A 12178-nucleotide genomic window follows, 5' to 3' on the forward strand; every position below is an offset into this window, starting at 1 on the left:
CGCCTTGATTTGCTCATCAGTCACTGGTGGTTTAGGCTTAGGTTAGGAAAACCTTTACAATAGCATTGTCAAAGTTATTGGAATTGAACATTTTAGATTTTTGAATGGCAGACTTTGAGAGTCGATGATATAATGTAGTGTCTTCCTTCATCAGCGTGATAGCCTTAAAAAGAGAGTCTTGATCCTTACTGTCTATTAAAAAACCATTTACATGATTTTCCACCAATTCCAAAACACCACCAACACGAGGCGCTATACTAGGTAAACCGTAAGCCATCCCCTCCAAAATCGTCATACCAAAGGTTTCCACATGTTCATCCGCCAAAGACAGATTCAATAGTAATGTGGCCTTATGGTAAAACTGATGAACATCTCTCTTAGCTGAATGAACAGTGAGATTCCTGAATTCTTTGTCGTCATTAAAGATGTGCTTGATTTCATCTTCGGTGGCGTTAAGCACCAAGTCAAACTGGATATCAGGCATTCGTTTTGACAGTCCAATAAACTCATTTACGCCTTTGTACGGTGCTAAAGAACAAATCATAAGCACTCTAAAGACTTTGGAAGTAACTTTACCGTAATGAAGTGACTTAGGAACATGTGATAGAAATTCTTCTGAGAGTACATTGTGAATCCTGATGTTTTCAGCATTCTTTAGGCTTACTTCGTTAATGAGAAAGTCAGAAACAAGAATAGCTCTTTTGGCGGTTAGATTAGCAACAGCAAATAACCATTTCTTAAGTAGCATTGGGGCAGGTGCTAGTGAAATTTCATGCAAGTGATAAACTACAGCTTTTTTCATTACCCAACCTGCAAGAGCTGCTCCAAATGGTAATACAGTATTTATATAGATAGTAATACATTGACTTCTGTATTTAAGTAAGCGTATAAACAACCAAATTTGAGCAAATAAATAAGAAATAAAGGTTCCAATCCTCCGTGAGTATCGTTTATAAGGAATAGGATAAATAGAAATCCCTGGAATTTCTGACAAGAACCCCTCATAATCTATTGTAGCTGTAAAAAGGTCAATACTAAATCCTGATTTTTGGAGGGCCAAAATAGATTGTTGCAATACCCGAGTGCTACCACTAAGGTCGTTCCTTAAATGAACGACTACTATCTTTTTATCTCTTTGAATATTCTCCTTTGATGGATTCATAAAGTCTGCAATGTTAAAAAAATAAACCCATTTTAGTCATTAATATTTGCTTATAACAATTCAAAATTTGTGTAGCCGCTTGTCTATAATTATCCATCAAAAAGAGAATTAAGATTGGAGTTTCACTGATTAATTTGTTGATTTGATCTTAACGATATCATGAACCATAAGGCACCAGAATTATCTATTATTTATGTAAACTACAAATCGATTGATGACCTAAAAGTGTCTATTAACTCTGTACAGAAATTCACATCTGTTATTTATGAGATTATTGTATTAGACAATGCCTCAGAAGATAATCTTAAAAGTCTTGAAACTACTTATACATCTCTAAAAGTAGTTTATCTATCAGAGAACTTGGGTTTTGGAAAAGCTTGTAATATCGGTGTAAGTAAGGCTAAAGGCGAATTCATTCTCCTACTCAATCCAGATACAATATTGATCGATGATGCTATTTCAGATTGTTTAAGGGTTTACAAAACTTTCGATAAGGAATCCATTGGAGCACTGACATGTAGGCATCAATATCCGAATGGTGAATTTCAACATAGTAGTTGTCAACGTGATATGCTCCCTCAATTGCCATTTTTAAAGACGCTATTAAAACGTATAAAAATATCTCCTCGAGAATACTTCGTAGCTTCTGAAGGATTAATGATTCAACACCAAAAATCTCATTTCACATATGCCGTTCATGGATCATTTTTTATGGCATATAAAAAGCTTCTAATCGAGTATCCTTTTGATGAAGATTTCTTTTTGTATGCCGAAGAGATTGATCTGTGTCGTAGATTAAGCTCTCAAAATAGAAGGTCTTATTACTACGCTGATGCTATAATTATTCACTCGTCAGATAGGGCTAAGACTGTCGTACAAGTTCGCAATCAGACTTATCTATCGAATAGCCTTCTGGTCTTGAAGTTCTATGGAAAGGTAGGCTTCGCCTTCTACTATTTTCTAAGATTAATCGGAAGTTTAATCATGATAATGATTTTACCTCTTTTTCCGTCTAAAGCTAAAATGAATATTAAGTCCCACTTGGGGGATGTAAAACCTTTTTCTCAGGATTATTTAAAAATATTCTCCTACAGTCGAAAAATAAATAGCCACAAACCTTTAATATCATCAGCTTTATCGAAGCTCCAAGATCATTGAAGCTTAAGCTATGAGTTTTGGAAGAAAGACTTCACAAACCTGATTCTGAGAATAAGAATCAGAAATGAACCCAAAAGTATGGCGGCACAAACCCCATAAAGCCCCAGCGGATCTATTAATAAAAACGAAAGAATAATGGTACAAAGAATACCAAGTATAGTGGTACTGGCTAATGCTAAAGATTGCTTATCATAAGTATATGGAATCCCCATGTATATTGCCATAATGATGAAAAAATTAATGGCTGCTAACCATGGTAAAAACTCTATTCCTTCTATCAAGCCTTGAAACAAAAGAGGTATTAGAAGGTAGGCGCCTATTACTAAGCCTACAATTCCGATAGTCATGATTAGACTTACTTTCTTAATTAGTAACTTAAAACTCTCTTTCCGAGCCGAAAAGTCGGTCATATTGAGAAAGTGATCTTGAGCCGAAAAGAAGTAGAAAATCCCCAAGAAATATATGGGTGTAGCTAACTTGTCTGCAATTGCAAAAATGCCATTCATTTCATAGCCTAAGTTTGCTGAAATGATGTACTTATTAACGTTTATTAAAAGCATCCATCCCAAAGCATTGAATACTAGCGGATAAACATACTTTAATACCTCTTTAATATTTTCTAAATTCAGGTGAGTCAATGAAAATTGAGATTTTCTGAGCCCTTTCCAAACACATATAGTAAGCACCAAAAAATTGGAAATGGCGAATGAAGCCAGTAGGTTAGGTAGTTTAGCATCAGTGAAAAAAACGGCATATAGCCCGCCCATGGTAAATACAACCGACCTAATAATAGTGGCATAGGTGTAGAGGTTGACCTGTCTATTCCCACGAACTATTTGCATCATAGAACTGAGTAATATTTGGCTCATCAAAATAAGTGAGCCACCCCATAACAATGGGTCGTTATATTGTAACCATACAAATACTGTGAGGGCTCCAAGAAGAATAGTCATAGGAATTAACAGCACAATTGTAATTGTTACCCCAATTCCCTTTTGCCTTTCGTTTGAATCGCTCAGCCAACGATAAGCCACATCTCCCATCTGCAAGGAGAATATAGGCACTAAGATAGTAACAGTAGAGAGTATTAGGTCATATTTCCCTGTATCTACCAGTCCTAATTCTACCGCTATAATCGGGAATATAATTAGAGAAATAAGCTTACTAGAGTAGGTGCCCAAAGAATAAATCAAGGCGTTTTTCCCTATGTTCTTCTCTGGTAAGAGTGATGCTAAAACTTTTTTCAAAGATCGAAAAATCAATGTTTAGTAACTATTATTTATTGGATCGCTTGAGATACCCCATTATGTTGAAGGTAGCATTTTGCCCATAGAAGTTACTCCACTTCTCGTCCATTTTAAATTCAGGGTATTCGTTAAGAATTTCTTTAATGGCCTTCACTGGGCCTCCATTAAACTTTGACTTATTGATGTCTAACTGATCGAGAATTCCATCTTCTATAATATAATAAGACTCCTTTGCGACCAGTTTATTAAGCTTATCAAAAGCTTCTTTAACGTCATTATAGGTATGAGATCCGTCATCTATAATCAATATTTTTTCAAACCCTTGCGCTTCAGAGATTTCGTAGTTCTGCCATCCTCCCTCATAAAAATGAATATTATTGCAATTGTTAACAATGGTATCAAGCTGTTCCTGTTTCAAATCAATTGTATGTACAATTCCTTTCCCCATGACCTTTAATAAATCAGCAAAATAAAGCGCAGAGCCTCCCTTGTTTGTTCCAATTTCAATGAGTAAATCAGGTTTTACCTCAGAGATGATCATTTGATAATTGACCATGTCGAATGGGCATTTCAACATTGAAACACCCCTATAAGTAATTTTGTGATGAGCTACATTGATAGATTCCAAGCTAGTTTGGAATGGCTGCTCTCCGCTGTAATCATATCGAGGCTTCTTAAAGAGGTTTTGAAATAAATTCATGGCACTTATTTGAGTAGATTTCTTAGTTTAAAAAGGATCTTTTCTAATAGACTCTTATGAGTACTGCTGTAGGTAAGAACACTGTTTTTTAACGTATTGACCATTTCTGAATCTGTACAAATACCTATAAAGTATTGGGCATTCGAAACAGGGTTAATTTGGTTGTAATCACTGAAACTACCTCGATACTCTTGAAGTGCGGTATCAGTAGTTTCTTCAGTCATTATTAGTGAAGCATTAATAGTTTTTTGATAAAGAAAAGATACGTTTTCAAAATGATTGTTCAGTAAACTGGCAAACTGCTTCTTGTTTAGTTCAAGAGGGTGGAAGGGGTTTCTACCGCGAGAAGCAAGCTCATGCGTACTATCACTATCTGGTGTAGAAATGAGCAAGGCCCCATTTGGTCTAAGTACTCTTTTTAATTCCCCCATAGCCTGATCGTGTTCTGTTATGTGCTCAATAGTTTCGAAACAGGTAATTATATCAAAAGAGCCATTTTCAAAGGGTAAGGAGCGAATATCGCCTTCAACAAACACTATATTCTCTTTTTGATAAGTATTTTGAGCATGAGTGATTGCCTCTTTTTCAATATCTACACCTATAACATGCTGGGCTAGATTTGCCATTAATGAAACACCATAACCTTCACCTGAAGCAACGTCTAATACACACTTATTCTGTATAAAATCCATTGCAAAATAATAGCGATGAAGATGCTCGTAAGTATAATACTCATTCACATGAGACGTAAGCCTTTCTCCAGTAAATTTCATGCTGGCATTGAATTGTTAGGTTTTACAATAATCCCCTGACAAGTAGGTAAACAAAGAACGCTTGTGTTGTGCTTTCGAGCGAATTCATCATGTACAAGTTGTTGTTCCTCAAAACCTGGGTAGCCATAATCATCTAACACAATAATGCCGCCCGGAACTAGTTTGTTCCAAATGTAATTAAGAACGGCTTGCTCCGGTAATGCACTATTTAAGTCTAAAGAAACAAAGGCTACTTTTTTCAAATTCAGACTATCCAATACTTCTGGAACAACACCTTTAATCACTTCTACATTTGGCGCGTCCGAAAACCTGTTGATCACCTTTTTATATATTTCTTCCCAAACCATTTCAGGTTTAACACCTTGACGCTCTCGCTCAGCCTCATCTCCAGTTAATAAATTCGGAATAACTCCTGCGAAACTATCCACCAAAACGAATCTCTTAGCTTCATTCTCAAACTTGATGTAGTCCATTATAGTGGTTGAGAAAAAAGAAGTTCTTACACCGAACTCAACAAAGTCACCATCTAGTTTTAACGCCTGCTCAGAGGCCCAACACAATGTATGTAATCTCCATTCTAAATCGACACCCTTTAGAAAAACATCGTTGTCAGTAGCCTTACCTTTGTTATAGGCATTTATAAAAGCTGGTTCCGTCAGAAACGGAGCACGGTTATATGTAAATAAATTATCCTTGGCGTATGTTAAGTTTTCTTTTAAGCCAATATGGATATGCTTCCCAAAGAACTTATTAACCACTTTGACAAACAAAACATGAAGAGTGTGACTTGACATTAATTTGCGGAATAATTGATACTAGACCTTACAGAGTTATGTTTCTGCAAACAACAAATCTAAACAAATCCACTAAGTAAGAATAAGAACTTTTAAAAAGACTTTATTTGTCCCAATTCGTTCCTAAACCGAAAGTACTTGAGTAATTTTGAAGTCTTGTCAAAATCAATTTAACCATGAAAACGTTACTTTTTATTGGTCATCCAGGTCATGAACTTTTGGCTTACAAATTTTTACGAAAACATAAGCCTCTGGTGGTTTTTTTGACCACAGGCTCTGGGAATACAGGTAATCCTAGAATTCAAGGTTCAATTGAACTCTTAGAATCGTTAGGTCCTAAAGTATTTAAACCATTCGAACCCTTTACAGATCGCCAAATATATAACCTCATCATGGAGGGGAACTTTGATGAGTTTGCTAAAGTAAAGTCTGCCTTAAAGGAATTTATAAAAGAGCACAATGTAAAACGCATAGTAGGGGACGCCCTTGAAGGCTTCAATCCTTCTCATGATTTATGTAGGTATCTAATCAATGGTACTGTCCAAGACCTTTCGTCCAATAGTAGCCTTGCTAACTATGATTTCCTTCAAGACGAGGTTTTTAAAAACGTTGACACTTTAAAGAACAAAGATGACATCATCTTGACGCTCGATGATGATGAGCTTCAGGATAAGCTATCGGCCTGCCGAGTTTATAGTCAATTAAAATTTGAGGTAGACAGGTTTTTTAACAAGTATGGAGTCGACTTTTTCAGACTTGAGTATTTCAGGAAGATAACGAATACCAATCAAATAAGTACGTGGGAAGCAAAGATGCCTTTTTATGAAATTCATGGAAGGAAGAGGGTAGAAGAAGGTATTTATAAAAATGCACTCCTTTTCGAAGATCATATGAAACCATTGGCCAATTTTCTATTAAAGACAACAGGGCAATGAATGTATTGATTACCAATGTCGAAATGGATAGCTATAGCGGCACAACGCTATACGTTAAAGAGTTAGCATTGGGATTTAAAAACGCTGGAGATAGGGTAGAAGTATTTACCCTTAGGGTAGGAATCGTAGGAGAAGAGCTTCAAGCATCTGGTATTTTGGTGACCACAAAATTGAAAGCATTATCAAAACCAGATATTGTTCATCTCCATAACAATATCACAGCTTGGCCAGTGCTTTTCCATTTTAAAAATACTCCAATGGTCTTCTGGATTCACAACCGGCTATCCCCTTTAGATATACCACCGAGGCATAAGAATATAATCCAGTATATGGCAGTGGATTACAACTGTAAGGAGCGCTATACACAGCAGTATGATTTTAAACCGGAGTCGATAAAAGTCAGATATAATTGGGTAAACTTGAACCGTTTCAAGAAGAAAAAAGAACCTGCTAAATCACTTAAAAGAGCGTTGGTATTTTCTAATTATGCTACAGAAGATGGATATCTCTCAGTTATCAGGTCAGCATGTACTCAGATGAATATTGAGTTGGAGGTGATGGGAAAAGGGACGGGAACTGCTCAAAATGTTCCCGAACACTATTTGGGTAGCTATGATCTAGTTTTCGCGAAAGCAAAAGCGGCCATGGAAGCTATGGCTTGCGGATGCGCTGTGATCGTTTGTGACTTTACTGGCCTGGCAGGACTTGTTACACCCCACAACTACGATGGCTATAGGCGTTTTAATTTTGGCATGAAATTAATGGATAAGCCAATTACAGTCCAAGGTATTGTTGATGAGTGCACCCTTTACAATGCTGACGATACATTAATCGTGACAAGCAAGCTTCGAGAAGAAGCTAATTTTGATCACATTTTCACTCAACTCACTGACCTGTACAGTGAATTAATAAAGAAATATGCGGCATGTCAGATAGGTGATTATTCATTTAATATAAGAAACTACTGGATAACCCGTATAGCCACTTCTAGAATATGGATTGGGCTGTGGACAGAACAGTACTTCCCAGCATTTCGTAAGTTAATAGGTAGGTAAGGTATTGATATACAGCCTTAATTCGATGTTGCTTTCAGCATATTGGTAAATAAGAAATCTGATATGACCTTATGTCCTTTTGAATTTAAGTGCATATCACCATTGGGTAGATAAAGTACCTCAGTTTGCTTTCTGAAGTAATCTAATGGATCCATATAGTCCAAGTTATTCTGTTTACAAAATTCCCCAATACTTCGGTTAGGAAGCTCCCAATCGAAGTATTGAGTGTTAAGGTGATAATCAGTAATGGTTTTTTTAGTGTCTAATTCATTCACTTGGAATCTTTGTGGGAAAAGTATTACCTGAGTATTGAAACCTTGTTCTATCGAAAGCTCATGATACGCCTTTAGAATGGTCTCCATGTTTTTGTATAATTTGCGAATTGTCTCTGGCTGAGGAGTTAAGAATACACCTAAACCGTGGGTGAAATCATGAATATAGGGTGGTACTTTCCCTTTAATTGCAAAAATCGATTCTCCAGAATAGTTTAGGTTGGCAAACCTATTTAATAGTTTTGGGAAGACAAACTTTTCTAAATAATCATTCAATTCCGAAGCTGGTTGGTAAGAATATTCAGGCAAAACTTCTTCCAATACTTCTTTTTTAATCCTTTCTGCATTGTAATTTTCGTTTTGTATAACAGTGTTCCCTACCAGTTTCTTTTGTCCGTCATTATGTAAATGTATAAAACACTCAGAAAGATCATTACCCAGGGTTATTCCTAGAAGTACTATATCTGGCTTATATTTTAATCCGTACTTGTTCAAGTATTCCAGCCCTTGGAGCGGGTTTTGTACACATGCCACCATTATTTCATACCTAACAGAATTTTGTGCTTCATTCAAACTATTTTCCAGAAGGTAGGAATAAGTCTCATTTTGCCCCACTCTGTATCCTGCTGTAAAAGAATCACCGATAGAGAGTATTCTGATTATACCATTGGGCTTATCATAGTCGAACTCCTTGTCGTTTCTAAACCCTTTTGAGTTCGTTATCCATTGAACTTTTTCACCATAGCCATTCACCACGTTAACGCTCTTTCCTATCTTAAGAAAACCACCCTCATTCATCAACTCTTGAGAAAACACATCTCCATAGTCTAATCCAAACAAGCCAGCTCTCACGGCAACTCTGAAGCCAATCTCAACTGTTCCTATTAAAAAGAGTAGTAGAAAAAGAGTGTAACCTAAAACCCTGAGTATTCTACTCAATGGGGATTTATGGCTATTATTAACTTGAGTCTTCATGGCTGATTTGGATGCTTTTTTATTAGGCTACTGGGTGGTAGTTATAATTATGAATATGTCAATTTAGCTTTTTGTTACTTAACAATATTTCTGAAGTTGTTTTTCTTCTTGAGTAGTTCTTTCTAACCATCTAGGAGGGAGGCAAGACACGCTTCGCTAGCGCATGTGTATGGTATTTTGATGTTTGGACAAGGCTGTTATCTGAACAAGAAACAGTCCTTTTAATTGAGCTTTATATTCTTGTGTTTTCAAAAAAAATAACCCCGATGGGAAAAAGTTAGTCATTCCAGAACAATTCAATAAAACACTTAGTGGCCCATTAAGGGCATTAGTTGAGGCAACATTAACCAATTATGAGCCAATACTTCTCGTCTCTGCCAATTTTTAACATCTACTACAGAAAGTTGAATAGGGGAAGAAACCGATAGGTCTTTTCGGCTCCTAAAAAACCGACAACCGTTATTATAGCTTCCATGTATACTTTTCTAATTCTCGTCTTTAAAGAAAATTCCTATCACCAAGCTCAGCCCACCAGTTATTGCCAGAATAAATGAAAGCATAGCAATTCCTGGATAACCGAATAGAGAAAAGCTAGTTTCAACTTTCATCATTAGGGCAGAGGCTACTAATAATGCCGCTATAATTAAACCTATGGTTATTCGGTTGGCCACTTTCTGAAAACCCTTCATCAGGCTTTTTTCATCAATAGCATCTAGTTTGATTTCAAGCTCATTATTGGCCAAATTCCCCATGATGGTATTCAGCCGCTGAGGCATCTTTTCAATAAGCTCTTTACTTTCCAGTATTGTTGAAAAGAAGTTCTGTGGTGCCAACTCTTTAATCATTATCTTATTCATCAGACTCATCGCATTCTTCTGAATAGACTTATTAGGCTCAAAATCCGGTGCCAACGTATGGGCTACCAAGTCGATATTCATTAGCGCTTTACCCACAGCACTCAGCTCTAGTGGAAGTTTATAACCACATTCAGCAGCAGTTTGTATAAGGCCAAACATCATTCTCCCCGTATCAATTTGATCAACAGTAGCTTCATGCGTCTGCTGAATAATTGCAGCTATTGAAGTTTTAAATTGCTCTTCATCGGCTTCATCTGAGGCCGTACTCATTTCGATAAGCACATTTAAGGCTTCAGAAACCTTGTTGTTACTAATATTCAAAATCAGCTTCAAATAATTTTTCCGAAGGTCTTCAGAGATATAGGTCACCATACCCATATCTAATAGTGCCAACCGATTATCTTCTGTAAGATGCACATTGCCCGGATGAGGGTCGGCATGCATAAAACCATCGACCACAATCTGCTGAAGATAGGCCTTGAAAAGCTCTTCGCAAAGGCCTTCACCATCAATATCAAGCTTGCGAAGCGGATTGATTTGAGAGATGTTTTGCCCTTTTACAAACTCCATTGTCAGTACCTTATCTGTAGAATAGTCGGGTATAGATGTAGGGATTACAATACGGTCAAATTCTTTAAGGTTGTTATGAAGAATATCCATGTTTTGCGCTTCCTTCAAATAATTAAGTTCGCGCAGTAGGGTAGATTTAAACTGAAGAAATACCTGATTGAGGTTGTATTTCTTACCCAATGAAGTATTGTTTTCAAGAAATGAAGAAACCGATTCCATGGCCTCAAGTTCTTCAATCACTTTTTTGCGAATTCCAGGTCGTTGAATTTTGACTACAACGGTTGTGCCGTTTCGTAATTCAGCTAAGTGCACTTGCCCCAAAGAAGCTGCTCCAATAGGTTTCTGATCGAATGAATTGAAGGCTTTAGAAATTCTTACTCTCAGTTCATTCTGTACTAACTGCTCAACTTCTTCATAGGAAAATGGCTCCATATTGTCTTGAAGCTCTCTTAAAGCACTCAAGTAAGGCTCTGAAATAAGGTCTGGACGTGTAGAAAGCAGCTGACCCAGTTTAACATAGGTAGAACCTAGTTTCTGAAAATCTTTGATAAACGCTTCTTTATCTAAGTCATTAGTAGCGTTTTTTTCTTCTTCTATTGAAAATTCTGTAGCAAGTCCCGATTCTTTGATAATATCTGAGTTGCCATACTTTATAAGAAAAAGGGCGATGTCTTTGTATTGTGCTAGATTACTCAAAATATATAGGACTTAATGAAAAAAATAGGTTAAGAGATAACTGTAACTATTAAACCCAATTGCTGTGGCTTTGTTCTGTAAAGTTTTAGTCGATCAACTAAATAACTAGTGGCAGGCGGGGTTGGGTGTATCAGAACTATCAAGCGTGACTTATAAAACTAAATACTTACTCGGATTAGCCAGAGGGCAGTTAAAAAATTATAGGGTAAGAGATAGCCTTAGGTCTATTTTGGTAATACTACTTCTGATACTCTATTTTAAGAATTTTCCATACAAAATCACCCACTTTGGTATTAACTATAACTTCATCTCCGACAGTTTTATCAAGAAGAGCCTTAGCCATAGGGGAGTCCATAGAGATATAATTTTTGTTACCTATTAGTTCTTCGTAACCCACAATACGCAAACGGTTTTGAAGACCTTTCTTTTCGTTTTTAATTTCTACCCAAGCACCAAAACTCACTTTTCCTTCTTGGTTGGGATGGTACTCAATAACTTTAAAGTCATCAATGCATCTACGCAGATAACGAACGCGATTATCAATTTCTCGTAGACGTTTTTTGTTGTAATGGTAATCTGCATTTTCTGAACGATCTCCCAAACTTGCGGCCCATGTTACCTTAGCGGTAACGTCTGGACGTTCAACTCGCCACAAGTGATCATGTTCTTCCTTTAATTTTTCTAAACCTTCGGAAGTAATCATTTGTGAGCGATTGAGTTTTGGTAGCGTTGATTCTGGGATTTTTCGCCTCATAATAAATGCCTTGTTTTGATATTTTGTGCAAGATAATAGAATGAAGGTTAGTTTGCTTGGGAAGAATAATCTATACATTGTTATACAACTTCAACGCTTTTACCCTCGTGAAGAATCGTGGTGTTCACAGGTTGGTTGTTCCCCAAGATATTTTATGCTAAGAAGTGTAGCCAATTAGCCACATAGGAGGGGAGTAATGGGCATCTATATGAAAAGCTTGGCTGGCATGT

General features: G+C 36.6%; 11 protein-coding genes. 3 read left to right on the forward strand and 8 right to left on the reverse strand.

Annotated elements, in window-relative coordinates; genetic code table 11:
• Window positions 1-37: 37 nt before the first annotated feature.
• Window positions 38-1162 (reverse strand): glycosyltransferase family 4 protein, encoded by a 1125-nt coding sequence (locus MB14_RS12790; protein WP_062592168.1) that lies wholly within the window; start codon window positions 1160-1162, stop codon window positions 38-40.
• Between the two features lie 159 nt (window positions 1163-1321).
• On the opposite strand from MB14_RS12790, the gene MB14_RS12795 reads away from it, so the two are divergent.
• On the forward strand, window positions 1322-2320 hold the full coding sequence (locus MB14_RS12795; protein ID WP_062592170.1) for a glycosyltransferase family 2 protein: 999 nt from the start codon (window positions 1322-1324) through the stop codon (window positions 2318-2320).
• Window positions 2321-2328: 8 nt separating this feature from the next.
• Here the strand turns inward: MB14_RS12795 and MB14_RS12800 are convergent, their stop codons facing one another.
• Genes MB14_RS12800 through MB14_RS12815 form a run of 4 tightly spaced genes read right to left on the reverse strand, consistent with a single transcriptional unit; the run spans window position 2329 to window position 5834 of the window.
• Window positions 2329-3567, reverse strand: a complete 1239-nt coding sequence (locus tag MB14_RS12800; protein ID WP_062592172.1) for a lipopolysaccharide biosynthesis protein — start codon at window positions 3565-3567, stop codon at window positions 2329-2331.
• A gap of 28 nt (window positions 3568-3595) precedes the next feature.
• Window positions 3596-4267 (reverse strand): CmcI family methyltransferase, encoded by a 672-nt coding sequence (locus MB14_RS12805; RefSeq protein WP_062592174.1) that lies wholly within the window; start codon window positions 4265-4267, stop codon window positions 3596-3598.
• A 5-nt stretch (window positions 4268-4272) separates the two neighbouring features.
• Window positions 4273-5040 carry a class I SAM-dependent methyltransferase gene (locus tag MB14_RS12810; RefSeq protein WP_062592176.1) on the reverse strand — a complete coding sequence of 256 codons (768 nt, stop codon included), beginning with the start codon at window positions 5038-5040 and terminating at the stop codon, window positions 4273-4275.
• Window positions 5037-5834 (reverse strand): TylF/MycF/NovP-related O-methyltransferase, encoded by a 798-nt coding sequence (locus tag MB14_RS12815; RefSeq protein ID WP_084376070.1) that lies wholly within the window; start codon window positions 5832-5834, stop codon window positions 5037-5039. The genes MB14_RS12810 and MB14_RS12815 overlap by 4 nt, the downstream gene beginning before the upstream one ends.
• A gap of 176 nt (window positions 5835-6010) precedes the next feature.
• Here MB14_RS12815 and MB14_RS12820 point away from each other — a divergent pair, with 176 nt between their 5' ends.
• Window positions 6011-6769, forward strand: coding sequence for a hypothetical protein (locus MB14_RS12820; RefSeq protein ID WP_062592180.1), 759 nt, complete (start codon window positions 6011-6013; stop codon window positions 6767-6769).
• A complete protein-coding gene (locus MB14_RS12825) occupies window positions 6766-7824 on the forward strand; it encodes a glycosyltransferase (RefSeq protein WP_062592182.1) in 1059 nt (352 codons plus the stop codon). Before MB14_RS12820 ends, MB14_RS12825 begins: the two co-directional genes overlap by 4 nt.
• 17 nt (window positions 7825-7841) lie before the next feature.
• Here MB14_RS12825 and MB14_RS12830 read toward each other — a convergent pair whose 3' ends face one another.
• The 3 genes from MB14_RS12830 to greB form a co-directional block, all read right to left on the reverse strand.
• Window positions 7842-9071 (reverse strand): SGNH/GDSL hydrolase family protein, encoded by a 1230-nt coding sequence (locus MB14_RS12830; RefSeq protein WP_132643994.1) that lies wholly within the window; start codon window positions 9069-9071, stop codon window positions 7842-7844.
• A gap of 485 nt (window positions 9072-9556) precedes the next feature.
• The gene (locus MB14_RS12835; protein WP_084376071.1) at window positions 9557-11194 is read right to left on the reverse strand and encodes an ABC1 kinase family protein; all 1638 of its coding nucleotides are present in this window, start codon (window positions 11192-11194) and stop codon (window positions 9557-9559) included.
• A 238-nt stretch (window positions 11195-11432) separates the two neighbouring features.
• Window positions 11433-11948 (reverse strand): transcription elongation factor GreB, encoded by a 516-nt coding sequence (gene greB, locus MB14_RS12840; RefSeq protein WP_062592188.1) that lies wholly within the window; start codon window positions 11946-11948, stop codon window positions 11433-11435.
• Window positions 11949-12178: the final 230 nt, after the last annotated feature.

The organism is Roseivirga ehrenbergii, from assembly GCF_001593005.1.
GTDB lineage: Bacteria > Bacteroidota > Bacteroidia > Cytophagales > Cyclobacteriaceae > Roseivirga > Roseivirga ehrenbergii.